Here is a 15,109-nt window from a genome sequence, read left to right as displayed (position 1 = left end):
TCGTGCAAGACCGGTCTGCCCACCCCGATTCCCTACAAGCGCCCCAGTTCCGGACGGTCTCACCGTACGACCAAACCACCAAGCCCAGCCAGCCAGACGAACAACGCGAGGCACCCACCATCTTTCATACCCGGTACCAACGCGATCGAATCGCTGAACGCCAGGTACCGGCGCGCCGTCAAGGCCCGCGGTCATTTCCCGACCGAGCAGGCCGCGCTAAAGTGCCTGTATCTGGTCACCCGATCCCTCGACCCGACCGGTGCCGGCAGGACCCGATGGACAATGCGCTGGAAGCCCGCTTTGAACGCCTTCGCCATCACTTTCAGCGACCGATTCCCGGCCGCCGAAAACTACTAAACAAACCGCCGGATACACCGTTTATGAGATAGTCCCTCGCCAGGGCGAGAGCCACAGGAGGACGCAGCTCAGCCGGCACACCCTCAAACATTGTGGGCACAGCGTAGCCCCAGCCCGGCACCGCCGGTAGCGGCATTCCGCCGCAGGAAAAGCATGGCCATGGACGACATGAATCGAAGGACAACCGGGGCGGGGGATAGAACATCACCGAAGGTGCGGGCCGGCATTGACCGAAGGCTCTATTCCGAGGACCAGGCAGGTTACGGCTATCCGCCGGGAGCTGTGTCACTTTCAGAAGCTGACTGCGCAAACCTTCCCGTGGTTTCGGGGGTTGTGCAGATGACTTGTGAACACTGGCCGGTCGGTACTCCTCTGCACTAAGGTCGCTTCTGTTCGGTACTCCTGTTCCCAAAGGAGGCAGGCATGGACGCCGATCCGGTTCGCATTGTGGCGCGGGGAGAGCTGACGATGTCGGATGCCGCATGGGAACAGGCCCGAAGCCGGGCTTCTGTGATCGGGGCGTTGGCGTCGCGGGGCTCAACAGGGACTGCCGCCGCTGACAGGGCAGCTCTGGAGCTCGGTGTTTCCCGCAGACAGGTGTACGTGCTTCTGGACAGGTACCGTCAGGGTTCAGGTCTCGTCACTGATCTTGCGGTTCGCCGTTCCACTGGCGGCAAGGGTGGGAACCGTCTGCCTGAGCCTGTTGAGGAAATCATTCGGGACTTGATCCGCAAGCGGTTCCTCACACGCCAGAGGTGGAGCGTGGCGGCGCTCCACCGCGAGATCGCCCGTACTTGTGCGGTGCGGGGATTGAAGGCTCCGACCAGGAACACGGTGTCCCGGCGCATCGCGATGCTGAACCCGGTTGAGGTCGGCCGCCGCAGGGAAGGCGCGGACGCGGTGAGGCCGTTGCAGTCCGCCGGCGGCGACGTGCCCGTGATCGGTTCAATCCTGGAGCAGGTGCAGATCGATCACACGGTCATTGACGTGGTCATCGTGGATGAGCGCGAACGTCGATCGATCGGCCGCCCGTATCTGACTGTTGCGATCGATGTGTACAGCCGGACGCTCATTGGCATGGTCGTCACGTTGGAACCACCGTCGGCCGTGTCCGTGGGATTGTGCCTTGCCCACGCCTCCGGCGACAAACGGCCCTGGCTCGAACGCCTCGGTGTGGAGGTGGATTGGCCGATGAGCGGCAAGCCGAAATCGTTGTACCTGGATAACGCGGCGGAGTTCAAGAGCGAGGCGTTGCGGCGCGGCTGCGAACAGCACGGCATCCGTCTGGCCTACCGACCGCAAGGGCAACCACATTATGGCGGCATTGTTGAACGCGTGATCGGCTCAACGATGCGCCAGATCCACGAGCTGCCTGGAACAACTTTCTCCAACCCGGCAGAGCGTGGCCGGTATGACTCGGAGAAGATGTCCGCACTGACTTTGCCTGAGCTGGAGAAGTGGCTGGTGCTTGCGGTTGCTAGCTACCACGGCAGCGTACATGGCGCCTTGGGGCAGACGCCGGGCGGTAAGTGGGCCGCCGGGGTGGCTGCTACTGGCATGCCTGCGGTCACCGCTAACCAGACATCGTTCCTTGTGGATTTCCTCCCGGTCATCCGCCGCACGCTGTCCCGCACCGGTTTCGTCATCGACCATGTCCACTACTTCGCGAACGCTTTGAAACCCTGGATCGGCCGGCGAGACAGATTGGGTCGGTTCATCATCAGACGGGATCCACGGGACATCAGCAGGGTGTGGGTCTTGGAACCGGAGGGGCATCACTACGTGGAAATTCCGTACAGGTCGATCTCCAACCCCTCCATCAGTCTGTGGGAACACAGGCAAGCCCTGACCCGATTACGCGCACGTGGCGCTGCCCAAGTGGACGAGGCCGTGTTGTTCCGGATGATCGAGCAAATGCGCCAGGTCAGCGAGACTGCCGTGAAAACGACCAAGCGCGTCCGGAGGGAAACAGAACGCCGCAAGCACGCCAAGGACCCGAGCCGCCTGGGCACCCGAACTTCAAAAGTTCCACCGCCAGATGCGCCAACGGACGTGGACCCGGGAGAGGTTTCCGTTCAACCCTTTGAACAAATTGAGGAATGGTGACCGTGGAAGACAGCCGGCCGCAGGATCTGACGCATCTGCACCCTGTAGCGCGGGAACTGGCAAAGCTGCCAGCTGAAGAGCGACTACACCGCATTCGTGCCGACCGGTGGATCGGCTACCCAAAGGCCATGGACGCAGTCGAGCGCCTGGAGGTGCTCTTTCGCTGGCCGAGGAAACAGCGTATGCCCAATCTCTTGCTGGTCGGACCGACGAACAACGGAAAGTCCATGATCGTCGAACGGTTCCGCAGGACACATCCGTCAGTGACAGGACCAGACGGCGAAAACATTCCGGTCGTGTGCATGCAGATGCCCTCGGAACCATCGGAGCTTCGGTTTTATACGGCCATACTGTCCGCGATCGGTGCACCGTTCCGTCCACATCTGCGTCTCCCTGAGGCTGAACGATTGGCGCTCTCCCTCCTGCGTGCGGTGGGAGTCCAGATGCTGGTGATCGACGAGTTCCACAACGTTCTGGCCGGACGTGGTGAGAAACGGCGCGAGTTTCTGAATCTGCTCCGGTTCCTTGGCAACGATCTCCGCATTCCCCTCGTCGGAGTCGGCACGAGGGAGGCATACCTTGCTGTGAGATCTGATGACCAGCTCGAGAACAGATTCGAACCGTTCATCCTGCCGCTCTGGGAAGTAGGCGATGAATGCAGGTCGCTGTTGGCCAGCTTCGCCGCTTCGTTCCCTCTGCACTCACGATCCTTGATCGACACCGAGGATATGGCGCGTTACCTGCTTGCCCGCAGCGAGGGCACCATCGGAGAACTAGCCCGCCTTTTGACTGCCGCCGCGGTCGCCGCAGTTGAGAGCGGGGAAGAGAGGATCAACCACCGGACGCTGGCAATGGCTGACTACATCGGCCCCAGCGAACGGCGCAAAGTGTTCGAGAAACACCTGCTGTGATTGCTTCGCGCCGCTGGCCGGTCCATCCCGCACCGCTGCCCGGCGAGGCACTCTCGTCATGGTTGCGGCGAATCGCGGATCGCTACGGTGCCAGCCTTGAGGTTCTCGCGTCGGCGTTGGGCCATGCACGGTGCGGGCCGGAAGAATTGGACACGTTCCCGCCCGCCGGGTTCGCTCGCGAGCTGGCGCGACGAACCGGTGTCGACGTGCACCGGATCCGGCGAATGAGCTTCAGCGGCTGGACACCCTGGCTCATTGAGCAGATGGAACCGGACCCCGAGGCATTTACCAGCTATACCCGACAGTTTTCCGTGTTGCTGCCCGCAGGAAGGCTGCGGGCGCGGGAGATCCCAGCGTGGCGGGCATGGCTTCCCTCGCGGCCGGCGTTGCGGGCCTGCCCGCAGTGCATTGCGATGTCAACACCGCCGTACCCGTACCAGCTGTTGTGGTTGCTTTCACTGACGCTGAGCTGCCCTTTCCATGGGTGCCTCCTCGAACCGCGCCAGAAGGCTGCCACCTATTTCTCGGACTGGGAGCGCAAACCGCCAACACCGAGGCCTGCCGACTCCAGGGTCCTGGCCATGGACGACAGAACCTGGCACGCCATGACGACCGGATCGGTCTACCTGCCCCGACGGCAGGTTCACACCGGAATCTGGTTTCGCCTGATCCGGACGATCATCGACGAACTGGGAGCAACCCTGACGGAGTATCGGGCCGCAAGGCGCATGATTATGCGCATCTGGCAAGAAGCGGGCTATCCCTTCCGGGCAGGGCCGCTGAGTTGGCGCCCGTACGAAGATTATCCACTCGCGGTGCAACTCCACACCCTGGAAGCGACCGCGACCGCCATCCATTTCCTCGAAAGTAGAGCCCTCATGGGCCTGGGGCCGGACGCAGCCTTCTTCCTTCCTGGTCCGTCGACACCGAGAGGGGAGCTTTAGGCCGAGCCCGTGACGCGGTTAGGTTGCGAGTTCCCGCGACCGTCTGTAGAACGTTGCCCGGGACATCCCGAGATCCCTGGCAACTTGCGCAGCGGGCTCCCCGTCTTTGACCAGACGGAGAGCGTTTCGAATCTGGCTGTCTGTGATCCGGCGCGGCCGACCGCCGAGGTCCTTCCCAGCTTCCCGCCGTTTGCTGATCGAATCATTGACGCGTTCACGTTTGATCTCGTGCTCCATTTGCGCGGAGAGCGGCCATGACCGTGAACAGCATCGAGCCCATGGGTGTCGCGGTGTCGACGTCTCCACCGCCGAGGTTCAAGACGCGCAGGCCTGCGCCTTTAGCGCGGAGTTCGTCGGCGAAGGCGAGCATGTTCTGGGTGGACCGCCCGAGCCGATCCAGCGTCGTGATGACCAAGGTGTCGCCTTCGATCAGCGCGCCGAGCGCCCGATCAAGCTCCGGTCGGGAAGCACGTGCCCCGGACACCCCGTGATCCACGTAGAGGTCATCGCGTCGGACGCCGGCGGCCAGAAGATCAGCCTGCTGCCGGTCCGTGGACTGCTGTCGGGTCGAAACACGTGCGTAGCCGATCAGTTTCGTCATGGCGGATCCCGATGTGTCACGTAACTAATGGTGGATACACCGATTCAACCAGAAGGTTTCGATACATAGTTACGAGAATCTCTGCGGCCGGGCGAACTTCCTGCGATTCCACGAAATTCAGGTACGGCCGCCAGGACCGTTCGTCTGTTCCAAGGAGACGTCTGGCCTCGCCTTGATGAAGACCGGCACAGTTGGTCAGGCGCTTTCAGTGCTGCTTGTTCGCCCCTGCTTGTGGGGGAAGGGGTATGGCGGTTAGTCGGTTTCGTAAGGTGCGGGTGTCGCGGTGGGGGTTGCGTGCGGCGACGAGGGTGTCGTAACCGAGGTCCACCAGTGCTGTTTCCCTTGATGCAAGATTCCAGAGCCCGGGGGCGTCGATGCTTGCGCGCCGGACTGCTGTTCCGGTGGTGTCGAGCTCGAAGGCGAGGTCGCGCGCCAGTTGTGCCCCACCGGGGGTTCGTTCGCTGCCGTGGTCCAGGTGGTTGATCAGGCGGCTGATGGTCACGGCGGTGCCCAGCAACTGCCCTCGGACAACGGTTTGGAGCCCGCGGGTGGAGAACAACATGGTGGCGAGGACGGCTGCCGCGGCGCCGATTAAGGTCTCTATGATCCGGTCCTGAATCAGGATCCCGGCAAGCATCCCGGGAGACATCACGTTGGTGATCATAAGAGACATTGGCGTGACACACATGATGGCGAGAGCATAGTGGTGCGCGAGGAAGAGATTCATGCCGAATGCACCGAGGATGACGATGGCCAGTTCGACGGGGGCCGGCGGCGCCCAAAGGGTCAGCAGGGCCACAAGTCCGACTCCGGCAAAGGTCCCGAGCGAGCGGTGCAGCGCACGTTCAACCGACGCGGAGCGGTTGGGTCCAATGTGCAGGATGACTCCTGCTGTGAGTATCGACCAGTAGAAGTGTTCCGTCCCGATGAGTGTCGTCGTGAGACCCGCCAGGGCGAGACCGACTCCCACCCGCAGTGCGGTCAGCTGGCCGAAGGTGTGCTGCCGGAACTCGCGGCCAATCAGATGAGACAAGGATGGATGACCGGGCCGGAGGATCGGCTCCGGTACTGCTTCACTCGGCAGAAGTCCCAGCCGTTGTACTTCGTGGGCGTGCAGATGCGCAGTCAGGAGGGACAGCTGGTCCAGAAGCAGCGTGTGTGGCCCGGTGGTTGGCGTCCCGCTGTGGGCTGCGTGCAGGGTCACTGCCGCGCGGTGAAGTGACCGGTGAGCGTTCCACCTGGACGCCGCCGAAGCGGGCTGCCCGTGCAAATATCCGTTCACGGCAGCCTCGGCCCGTTGGACGGCACGCCGTTCCGGGCCGTGTGGGTCCCGTATTAGGTGGACTTGGCACAGTGCGGTCGTCAGCAGCCCGGAAAGCAGAGTCACCAGTACGGCGAGCCACCCGATGTTGCCGAGTGTTCCCAAATAAGTGCCCAGCGCGCACGCGAAAAACAGATTGAGCGGACCCGGCCCGTTCGAGGGGAGCAGGTTGTACGCGACCACGCCGATCAAGGCCAATCCAACGGTCACGGGCAGGGCCAGCCAATGAACGGGGGCAACGAGGACGCCGACCGCCAGCGAGGCCGTGATCCCGAGCGTCCAGGCGCCCATCGTCAGCATACCGGAGCGGAAGGGCCGCTCCCGTCCCCAGACCGCAGTCATCGCCCCAAGAAGGGACAACGGACCAACCTGCATGCCGAACAGCAGCGTCATCGTCACGATCGCAACGGCGCTCGGCCCCGTGGTCTTCAGAGCAGCAATGACCCATCCGGGCTGCGGGGTAAGGCGAAAAAGACCTGAGACGATCGCTGGTACAGGGGCTGTTCGGTGCTTGCTCACATATCGTAGTGTACACTGTGTACATATAAGTGGACGACCGGTGAAGATGGTCCGGCCGGAAGGAGCGTGTTGTGGTGAGCCCGAATTCCCCCGAAGCAGTGCCCGCCGCGGAACCACGGACGGGGCGGGGCCGCCGACCGGCCGCTGTTGTGCGGGCCGAGGCGCTGGCCGCGGCCGGAGAACTCCTCCTTTTGGAGGGAGTGGCGGGATTCACCCTTGAGAAGGTCGCGCTCCGTTCCGGTGTAAGCCGGGTCACGCTCTATAAGTACTGGCCATCAAGGGGCGCCTTGGCCTTGGATGGATACCTTTACCAGACCCAAGACCGGCTCTCCTTCCGGGACACCGGCGACATCACACACGACCTTGTGCACGTGATCAGCGCATGGACCGGTCTCCTGGCCGACCCCGCCCAGCGCCGGGCGTTCACGCAATTGATCGGCGCCGCACAGAGTGATCCAGAACTGGCAGCGGCGTTCGACAGCCACTACTTTGGCCCGCGGCGCCGAGAGGCACTCGAACTGCTCGCCACCGCTGTGGATCGCAAGCAACTGCGCGCCGGCATCGACCTGCCCACGGTTGTGGACATGCTGTGGGGCGCCTGCTATCACCGCCTGCTGCTGCCAAATCTGACTGGAACATTGACGGAGTCCTTTGTCGCGACCCTGGTCGACACAGTGCTTCAGGGGATCGCATCCGGCCCCAGCAATCCAAACCCGCCGTGACTAGCTTCTATGACGTGCGCGGTCCCCCGCACACGATGAAACAGACAACATGACAGCAAGCACCACGAAAGGAAACATCATGAGGTTGGACAACAAGGTAGCAATCATCACCGGCGGGGCATCAGGTATGGGGCGTGCGGAGGCCGAGGCCTTTGCCGCCGAAGGGGCCCGCGTGGTCATCGCGGATTTGAACGAAGTGATGGCCGAAGAAGCAGCCGCAGGGATTAGATCCGCAGGCGGCACAGCCCTGGCGGTGCGAACCGACGTGACCGACGAGCAAAACCTGGAAAACCTGGTCGCCCGGACCATTGCCGAATACGGGCAGATCGATGTGCTGGTAAACAATGCAGGCGTCTTCGACAAATACGCCACCAGCCTTGAAACCGCCGGAGCCCAATGGGACTTCATCTTCAACATCAACGTAAAGTCCGTTTTCAACCTGACGAACCTGGTGCTCCCGGGCATGATCGCCCAGGGCGGAGGTTCCATCGTCAACATCGCCTCCGTCGCCGGTCTCGTGGCAGGCAAGGGTGGGGCCGCATACACCGCATCCAAACATGCGATCATCGGCTACACCAAGCACCTGGCTGCGACCTACGGCAAAGACGGAATCAAGATCAACGCGATCTGCCCGGGAACCATCTCCACCCCGCTGATCGCCGCGTCACTGGCGGACATCCCCACCGATGCCATCCCGCTCAGGCGTTTCGGCGAGTCCGCGGAAGTTGCTGACCTGGCGGTGTTCCTGGCCTCGGACGAAGCCAAGTTCATGCAGGGTGCCATGGTCCCGATCGATGGCGGATTCACCATCCAGTAACCAACGGCCTCCGGACGCCCTGGGCGGCGGCCGCGCGCGTGGCTCGAAGGACGGAGTTCCAAAGAGACAGTGAAAAAATGCAGTTGTGGATGGAGTGCTCAAGACGGCGCTGGGGGCCCTGGTGCTCGAGGCACTCAAGGCGCAGTTTTGTCGGCGGCAACGTAAAGGTCGAAAGCAAGGCCAGCCCGGAAGGTTCCCTGGATAGCCCCGAAGGTCCCCCACAGGCTTGAGCGTCCGGTGCAGGTTGCCGCCGTCGTTCCTTGGGGAAAGCCCCCAAGTGCGCAAGCAGTCGGGGCTTTCGAACGCTTCGCCTGTGACGTCCTGGGCCAGAACCGGTCGGCGTTCCGCGAGAGCGAAACCCGACATGGGCTTCGCTTCCTCGCCGTGAAGCTACCCCGCGTGGGGCTGGCGGAAGGCCGCTAGCCTGGACGAGGCCCACGGGGCCTACAAGGGGCGCCGGAAGGCCCGCTCGCTCGAGCAGGAAGGGGAGTTGCGGCGGCGGGCCGGCGCGGGGGAGCAGAAGACCGCCGTTGCCCGCGAAGTCGGGATCAGCCGCGAAACCTTCTACCAATACCTAGGGACCGCCAGTTGAGTACCCCTTGTCTCGTCATCCCGCGCGCAAGCGGTGGTTGCTTCCGCATGATGGAAAATGGTTGTTTCTGGCATGCGATTTTCCAGTGAGCTTTTGGCGGATTAGCGTCCGGGGTTAGTCCTTGAGTTGCCGGGTCAGCACTTCAAACTCCTCCACGCCCAGGATCTCCATTTGCTGCTGGGCGCTCGTCTCGGAGCGGATCCTATCCGCAGCCTGGTGGCTGCCTGTCAGGGCATTCTCGTCGTCCCAGAGGGTAATGGACAGGGATTTGGTGTCCTTGCCGAACAGATAGTAGATCCCTTTGCATCCGGGTAACTCAAGCACCTTATTTATGGTGTCCTCGGAAGGTGCGCCGGTGCTCTCAGGATGGGGACGGTAGGTGCTGACTCTAGCGAACATCAAATCCTCCAATATTGGGCCGTAGAGAGCCTGCCACGTGGTTCTGAAACGAGACCTCACTCGTCTCGGTGAAACGTTGCGCCCAAGTGGCTTGGACTCCTCCATCAAGTAAGGATCCAGTTGCCTCCGGGCACAAGCCTGTGGGCCTTTCGATCCGGTGCTGCAGTGTGTGGTGTTCGCCCCGGCCCTGGTTCGTTCGAGGGCGCCCACGCAGAGAGCATGCCGGAGCCTGTACCGGTGTGCAGTTCTTACCGGCCTCCTCTTGCGTGCGATGCGCATCACACTTACACTCGTACGAACGCTTGTTTTTATAGCTGTCTCACACTGGGCCGGTTTCTGCTCCGTAGGCGCAGGCCTCTCGGTGAAGCGGAACCCGGGCGCTGTCGCTTTTCGCACATGTGGACCGGCGACCGCCCTGTCGCATCCAGCCTTACCTGACTTTCCAACAATCCAAGGAGTGCGTTCCATGACGGAATTGACGAATCCTGTTCACCTTTCTCCGCCTCTTGCGGCCGAGGCTCCCGCGTTCAACCCGAAGACCGCGCAGCGGGCCGTCGTCAGCGGCACCTTCGGCACGGCCCTGGAGTGGTTCGACTTCGCCGTGTACGGCGCCCTTTCGGCGACCCTCTTCCCCAAGCTCTTCTTCCCGGGCTTTGACGACAACACCGCGCTCCTGGCATCTTTCGCGACCTTCGGGGCCGGCATGTTCGCCCGCCCCCTCGGCGGCATCGTGTTCGGCGCCCTGGGTGACAAGGTCGGCCGGCGCAACATTCTCATGTTCACTCTCGTGCTCATGGGCATGGCCTCGGTCCTGATCGGCCTGTTGCCGACCTACGCCACGATCGGCATTTTCGCCCCCATCCTGCTGGTAGCCCTACGCTTCCTCCAAGGCTTCGCTCTGGGAGGCGAAGCCACCGGAGTTCAGGTCCTCGTCGTCGAACACGCACCCGTTGAACGACGCGGCCTGTACGGAGGCATCCTCGCCACCGGTTCCCCCCTTGCACAGACGTTCGCGTCGGTGACGCTGACCGTGCTGGCCGCGGTGCTCTCCGCCGAGGCCTTCGCAGCCTGGGGCTGGAGAATTCCCTTCCTCATGGGAGTCCTGCTGCTTGCGGTGGGCGTCTTCATCCGTCGGCGAATCGAGGAAACCCCCGCTTTCAAGGAAAGCCAGAAGAAAGCCGCGGTATCCACCGTTCCCCAGGAACGGGCCCTGGCCGTGATCATCAGGCGGCCGGCCACCGTGATCAAGCTGATCCTGGCCTGGGCCGCGCCCGCAGGGCTTTTCTGGATCTGCGTCACTTATGCCGTGAACTACCTGACCAAGGAACTCCACTACGACAATTCGATCACCTTCGGCCTACTCCTCATTGCGAACGTCGTCTCCATCCCGGCAGCAATCCTCGGTGGCCGCTGGAGTGACCGGGTAGGCCGGAAGAAGACCTACCTCATCGGCCTCGCCATGCAGGCCACCGCGGCGGCAACCATGTTCCCCATCATGAACTCCATGAACTATCCCGCCAGCGTGGCGGTCATCGCCCTGGCTCTCTGCGGGATCCAGGTGACGGCCGGAACCCAGCCCGCGTTCTTCGCAGAAGCGCTCCCGACGTCCATGCGCTACACCGGGTCCGCCCTCGGCATGACCCTGGCAGGGCTGATCTTCGGAGCGCCGATCCCGTTCATCGCGGCGTGGATCTTCCAGAACACCGGGAACGGAACGGTGGCCCTGACGGCAATCGCCGTTGGCGTCGTGGTGATCTCGATAATCGCCACGCTGCTGCTCCCGGAGCGTTACAAGCAGAGCCTTCACGAGGAACAGTGACCACCCACTCCGATCCTTGTCCCAAGCACTGATCAAACGACACCGCGGGTCCCGCGCTAAGCGATGACCCGCGGTGTCGCACCATGGTTTGCTGACGGTCGCGGGTGTTTGCAACCCGGCGCGGAGCACCGCGCAGGGAGGACACCCGATAATTTCAGTCACCACTACCTACACTGCTGCCCGGCCGCTGCTGGCGGAACTGCAAGCCCTGACCCGTCCCTGCACAAACCATTCTCGGCAGTATTAAGGCTTCTACTACAAGGAGGCCCGTCAAGCCGAGATGAACTGCCCGGGCCGCATCGGACGAAAGCAGACCTCCTGCGGCGCCCGGGGACGATCGGCCTGCCGAGCTGGCTAGGACTTTCCGCGTCGTTGGGCTGTTCCCCGAGGTCAGCCGCCAAGGGCGCGATCGTGCTGGAACACCTCGCCTTCCGCGATAGCCGGGCATCGCCCGCGGTCCAGCACCGCGCCTTCACCCAGTTGATCGGCGCAGCCCCGCCGACCCCGACTGGCCGCAGTTTTCGACAGCTTCGGCCCGCGCCGTCAAGAGGCCCTCGAGCTGCTCAGCACCGCCGTCGACCGGGGCAGCTGCGCCAAGGAGTCGACTTACCCACCGTCGTCGACTTGCTGTGGGGACTGCTACCCGTACACGGCGTCCAAACATGCAGTCACCAAGCATTTGGCGGCGACCTATGGCAAGGACGGACTCAAGATCAATCAATGCGATCTGTCCGGGCACCATTTCCACCCCGTTGATTGCCGCGTCTCTGGCGGACATCACCACTGACGCCATCCCGCTGAAGCGTTTCGGCGAGGCCGCCGAAGTTGCCGATCTGGCGGTCTTTCTCGCCTCGGATGAGGCGAGATTCATGCAGGGTGCCATGGTCCCCATCGACGGCGGGCTCACCATCCTCTAGGGATCAGCATCCGGGAACCGGGTGACGGCGGCTGGGGTCCGGGCAGTCGGCCGTCACCTGGCCTTCCTTGATTGATGATCGAGAGGGCCCCCCGCAGACGTTCCGCCCGGCTCGAAGGCTGTGGCCGGCAAATTCGGGCGGACGCCGTCGGGCCGGTTCAGGCTCAGAGGTGTGTGGCGGACCGGTGCAGGGTGCAGAGGGCCCGGGTGGCCGTCTCCCCGTCGGCGTTGTACATCTGGACGTCCGCCAGCACCACCGACCGTGAGGAATGAAGGATCCCCACGCCTAGACGCAGGTCCCCGTCCGCGTTCCCTGGGCGCAGGTAGGAGATGTGGACCGATGAGGTGTGGAAGGGCTCTCCGGGATGGTCAGGGGAGGCGGCCCAGGCGGTGCGGGCGGCCATCTCGGAGAGGCACAGGCCTATTCCGCCGTGGAGGATGCCGAGGGGGTTGAGCATCCCGGGCGATGTCTCCACCTGCAGTTCGGTCTTGTTCCCGCGCCGGGAAGTGAGGGTCAAGAGCGAATCAAGGGACGGCAACCAGGATGGGGTGTCCGCCGGTTCGCCGGGTTCGGTGAACCCTGCGGGGACTCCGCCGGGGAAATAGCGCATCCGCTGCCCGACCGTGGCCACCAGTTCGCCGGTGGCGGTGGTGACCTGCCCGCTGGAGTGTCCCCAGCCGCTGGAGCGGTGGTCCAGGGTCGCGGTGCAGCTCAACAGTTCTGTGCTGTCGGGGATGGGTGAGTGGAAATCAACGTTGATTTCGGCGGACACCGCCCACTGGTCCAGGGTCCGGGCGGTCAGCACCGCGTGGGCCGTGACGTTGTCGACCAGCACGCCGATGCTTCCCTGGTGGACCGGCCCGTCCCCGCTCTCCCGTGCCCAGGGGCCCGGGCGCATGGATGCCCGGGCTGTGTTGTCCCGGGTGCTCACGGATTCGATGCCGAAGGCGACCTCGGGAGCGCCGTGGAAGTACGGGACGGGGCGGGTGGCAAGGGTGGTCTGCACGGTGGGCTCCTGCGGTCGTGAGGTCCGGGGCCAAGGCCGAGGTCTCGGGAAAATAGTGATGACGAAGGCCGGCGCATCGGGGTTTGGGGAACCGATGCACCGGCCGGTGCCGAAACCTAGGACTGGTAGTCGATCTCGATGTCGGCGATGTCCTGGTCTTCGAGATTGACCACGATGTTGTCCGGAGTCCGCGTGGTCATCCAGATTAGCTCCTCGGTCTTGCTGGCGTTGCCCTCGATGTGAGGCATGAGCGGCGGGACGAAGACGAAGTCCCCCTCCTCCAAGTAGACGATTGTCTCGTAGCGGTCGCCGTAACGGATGTAGCCGCGGCCCTTGAGAACGTAGCCGCCGGTCTGGGCTTCGCCGTGGTGGTGGGCTCCGGAGACCTCGCCGGGGCCGGTGTAGACCTTGCCGAACCAGATCCTGCTGGCTGCGGAGTTTTCCTTGGAGACGCCGGAGATCCGTCGTGCGTTGTGTGTCTGGCCGGGCGCCTCAGCAAGTGCGGCGGCACGGTTGACGGTGAACATATCGACGTTCTTGTTGATGTCGAACTGCTCTTCGGTGGTGGCGTTTGTCATGGCTGGCTTCCTTTCGTGGGGGTGGCGGTGCGGGGGTGTCAGTAGGAGCGGGGCAGGCCCAGATGCTTCTCGCCGATGTTGTTGCGGATCATCTCATCGGTGAGCGGGGCGAAGGTGTAGAGCCGGGCGTCGCGGAAGTAGCGCTGCATGGGCAGCTGCCGCAGGAAGCCCCAGCCGCCCATGGTGCGCATCCCAACGTCGGAGGCGGTGGTGGCCGCGTCCGAGGCGGCGAGTTTGGCCATGGCGGAGAGCGTCTCGTTGGCGCTGCCCCCCTGGTCGGAGGCGCGGGCGGCGTTGTGCAGCAGCAGGCGTGCGGCTTCGACCTTCACGCTGGCGTCGACGAGCTGGTGTTGAAGCCCCTGGAACGCCCCGATGGACCGGCCGAAAGCTTCGCGGCCCTTGGCGTAGTCGACGGCGGTTTCCAGTGCGCCGCGGGCGATGCCCAGGGCAACCGCGGCGCCGTTGAGCCGTTCGCCGTTGAGGGTGGTCAGGACCTGGCGGAAGCCGCGGCCCGTCTCTCCGAGGATGAGTTCGGCGGGAACCCGTACGTCCTGGAAGACGACGTCGGCCTGCTCCAGAGCGCGGATACCCATGGTGTCGATGGGGGTGGTGGTGATCCCGGGGGTGTCCCGCGGGACGATGAAGATGGTGATTCCGTCGATGGCGGAGCGTGCGATGTCGCTCGTGCGGGCCAGTACCAGCAGGTAGTCGGCCGTGGAGGCCCCGCCGATCCACTTTTTGCGCCCGGTGAGCAGATAGCTGCCATCGGCCTGGCGTTCGGCGCGGGTGCTCATGGCCCGGGCGACGTCGGTTCCGCCGTCGGGCTCGCTCAGGGCAAAGGACATGCGGGCCTGACCGGTGAACAGCGGCGCCAGGAAGCGCCGGCGCTGGGCGGCGTCGGCGAAGGTGTGCAGCAACCCCACCCCCATGTACTGGACGACGATGCTGACGCCCATCGAGGTGGCCCCGGCCCCAAGTTCTTCCAGTACCGTGATCTGACTCTGGTGGGCGGGCGCCCGGCCCTCGAGCTCGGCCTCGAGCTGGATGAGTCCTTCCCGGGCCAGAGCCTCGTAGAGCTCGAGGTCGTAGGTCTCTTCTTCATCATGGCGGGCCAGGCGGTCCTGGTCGACGTGCTCGGCCAGGACCTGCCGGACCCGGCGGCGGACCGCCGCGATCTCGGGGGAGTCCTCCAGAGTGGAGAGCACAGCTCCCGGGAGGGTTTCCAGAGGGGGGACGGTGTTGACGGTCATGAACTGCTCCTTTTGCCTCATGTTTGCCCTGCTTACCGCAGCTGTGGCAAATGAATATCGGTCAGCGGGCCGGTAAGGATGCGGACTACCTTGCTGTCCACCAGGGCCGCAAGCCTGCACAGTGCCCATGCCCGCACTTCCTCTACTGGCTCGATACGTGGCACGGGATCAAAATATTGCCGGCCTTCCACTCCACTCTAGACTAGCGTACGCTTGTTCGTATAGTAGGAAAACAAGTTAGGCCGAACTT

At 63.7% G+C, this 15,109-nt stretch carries 15 protein-coding genes and 1 pseudogene; 9 read left to right on the top strand and 7 right to left on the bottom strand.

Features of this window, described 5'->3' with window-relative positions:
• The 4 genes from AB4074_RS06465 to AB4074_RS06450 all read left to right on the top strand — a co-directional run.
• Positions 1 to 357: transposase (locus tag AB4074_RS06465; RefSeq protein ID WP_441412625.1), on the top strand; the 357-nt coding region annotated here is incomplete at its 5' end.
• A gap of 423 nt (positions 358 to 780) precedes the next feature.
• On the top strand, positions 781 to 2,463 hold the full coding sequence (locus AB4074_RS06460; protein ID WP_441412624.1) for a Mu transposase C-terminal domain-containing protein: 1,683 nt from the start codon (positions 781 to 783) through the stop codon (positions 2,461 to 2,463).
• Positions 2,457 to 3,374 (top strand): TniB family NTP-binding protein, encoded by a 918-nt coding sequence (locus AB4074_RS06455; protein ID WP_441412623.1) that lies wholly within the window; start codon positions 2,457 to 2,459, stop codon positions 3,372 to 3,374. Before AB4074_RS06460 ends, AB4074_RS06455 begins: the two co-directional genes overlap by 7 nt.
• A complete protein-coding gene (locus AB4074_RS06450) occupies positions 3,371 to 4,318 on the top strand; it encodes a TniQ family protein (protein ID WP_441412622.1) in 948 nt (315 codons plus the stop codon). Before AB4074_RS06455 ends, AB4074_RS06450 begins: the two co-directional genes overlap by 4 nt.
• Positions 4,319 to 4,336: 18 nt before the next feature.
• Here the strand turns inward: AB4074_RS06450 and AB4074_RS06445 are convergent.
• A pseudogene (locus AB4074_RS06445) lies at positions 4,337 to 4,919 on the bottom strand (recombinase family protein).
• A 205-nt stretch (positions 4,920 to 5,124) separates the two neighbouring features.
• Positions 5,125 to 6,759, bottom strand: coding sequence for an FUSC family protein (locus AB4074_RS06440; RefSeq protein WP_441412621.1), 1,635 nt, complete (start codon positions 6,757 to 6,759; stop codon positions 5,125 to 5,127).
• A gap of 74 nt (positions 6,760 to 6,833) precedes the next feature.
• On the opposite strand from AB4074_RS06440, the gene AB4074_RS06435 reads away from it, so the two are divergent.
• The 3 genes from AB4074_RS06435 to AB4074_RS06425 all read left to right on the top strand — a co-directional run bounded on the left by AB4074_RS06435 (position 6,834) and on the right by AB4074_RS06425 (position 8,890).
• A complete protein-coding gene (locus AB4074_RS06435) occupies positions 6,834 to 7,481 on the top strand; it encodes a TetR/AcrR family transcriptional regulator C-terminal ligand-binding domain-containing protein (protein ID WP_441412620.1) in 648 nt (215 codons plus the stop codon).
• A gap of 79 nt (positions 7,482 to 7,560) precedes the next feature.
• The gene (locus AB4074_RS06430) at positions 7,561 to 8,298 is read left to right on the top strand and encodes an SDR family NAD(P)-dependent oxidoreductase (RefSeq protein ID WP_441412619.1); all 738 of its coding nucleotides are present in this window, start codon (positions 7,561 to 7,563) and stop codon (positions 8,296 to 8,298) included.
• 424 nt (positions 8,299 to 8,722) lie between these two features.
• Positions 8,723 to 8,890 carry a helix-turn-helix domain-containing protein gene (locus AB4074_RS06425; RefSeq protein ID WP_441412631.1) on the top strand — a complete coding sequence of 56 codons (168 nt, stop codon included), beginning with the start codon at positions 8,723 to 8,725 and terminating at the stop codon, positions 8,888 to 8,890.
• A gap of 114 nt (positions 8,891 to 9,004) precedes the next feature.
• Here AB4074_RS06425 and AB4074_RS06420 read toward each other — a convergent pair whose 3' ends face one another.
• Positions 9,005 to 9,214, bottom strand: a complete 210-nt coding sequence (locus AB4074_RS06420; protein ID WP_441412618.1) for a hypothetical protein — start codon at positions 9,212 to 9,214, stop codon at positions 9,005 to 9,007.
• A gap of 541 nt (positions 9,215 to 9,755) precedes the next feature.
• Here AB4074_RS06420 and AB4074_RS06415 point away from each other — a divergent pair.
• Complete coding sequence (locus AB4074_RS06415; RefSeq protein WP_441412617.1) at positions 9,756 to 11,108, top strand: MFS transporter; 1,353 nt, start codon at positions 9,756 to 9,758, stop codon at positions 11,106 to 11,108.
• A 692-nt stretch (positions 11,109 to 11,800) separates the two neighbouring features.
• On the top strand, positions 11,801 to 12,025 hold the full coding sequence (locus AB4074_RS06410) for an SDR family oxidoreductase (RefSeq protein WP_441412616.1): 225 nt from the start codon (positions 11,801 to 11,803) through the stop codon (positions 12,023 to 12,025).
• Positions 12,026 to 12,188: 163 nt separating this feature from the next.
• Here AB4074_RS06410 and AB4074_RS06405 read toward each other — a convergent pair whose 3' ends face one another.
• The 4 genes from AB4074_RS06405 to AB4074_RS06390 all read right to left on the bottom strand — a co-directional run bounded on the left by AB4074_RS06405 (position 12,189) and on the right by AB4074_RS06390 (position 15,023).
• Positions 12,189 to 13,031 (bottom strand): hotdog domain-containing protein, encoded by an 843-nt coding sequence (locus AB4074_RS06405; protein WP_441412615.1) that lies wholly within the window; start codon positions 13,029 to 13,031, stop codon positions 12,189 to 12,191.
• A gap of 116 nt (positions 13,032 to 13,147) precedes the next feature.
• The gene (locus AB4074_RS06400; protein ID WP_441412614.1) at positions 13,148 to 13,609 is read right to left on the bottom strand and encodes a cupin domain-containing protein; all 462 of its coding nucleotides are present in this window, start codon (positions 13,607 to 13,609) and stop codon (positions 13,148 to 13,150) included.
• 38 nt (positions 13,610 to 13,647) lie between these two features.
• On the bottom strand, positions 13,648 to 14,859 hold the full coding sequence (locus AB4074_RS06395; RefSeq protein ID WP_441412613.1) for an acyl-CoA dehydrogenase family protein: 1,212 nt from the start codon (positions 14,857 to 14,859) through the stop codon (positions 13,648 to 13,650).
• A gap of 32 nt (positions 14,860 to 14,891) precedes the next feature.
• The gene (locus tag AB4074_RS06390; RefSeq protein WP_441412612.1) at positions 14,892 to 15,023 is read right to left on the bottom strand and encodes a hypothetical protein; all 132 of its coding nucleotides are present in this window, start codon (positions 15,021 to 15,023) and stop codon (positions 14,892 to 14,894) included.
• Positions 15,024 to 15,109: the final 86 nt, after the last annotated feature.

Source organism: Arthrobacter sp. 2MCAF14 (assembly GCF_052115645.1).
Classification (GTDB): Bacteria; Actinomycetota; Actinomycetes; order Actinomycetales; family Micrococcaceae; genus Arthrobacter.
This window is presented reverse-complemented; position numbering and strand designations above follow the sequence as displayed.

Bases quoted from the DNA above. Each gene is read 5' to 3' on its own strand.
- AB4074_RS06455 (WP_441412623.1), top strand. From the start codon at position 2,457: ATGGTGACCGTGGAAGACAGCCGGCCGCAGGATCTGACGCATCTGCAC.
- AB4074_RS06415 (WP_441412617.1), top strand. From the start codon at position 9,756: ATGACGGAATTGACGAATCCTGTTCACCTTTCTCCGCCTCTTGCGGCC.
- AB4074_RS06410 (WP_441412616.1), top strand. From the start codon at position 11,801: ATGGCAAGGACGGACTCAAGATCAATCAATGCGATCTGTCCGGGCACC.
- AB4074_RS06400 (WP_441412614.1), bottom strand. From the start codon at position 13,609: ATGACAAACGCCACCACCGAAGAGCAGTTCGACATCAACAAGAACGTC.
- AB4074_RS06395 (WP_441412613.1), bottom strand. From the start codon at position 14,859: ATGACCGTCAACACCGTCCCCCCTCTGGAAACCCTCCCGGGAGCTGTG.
- AB4074_RS06430 (WP_441412619.1), top strand. From the start codon at position 7,561: ATGAGGTTGGACAACAAGGTAGCAATCATCACCGGCGGGGCATCAGGT.
- AB4074_RS06460 (WP_441412624.1), top strand. From the start codon at position 781: ATGGACGCCGATCCGGTTCGCATTGTGGCGCGGGGAGAGCTGACGATG.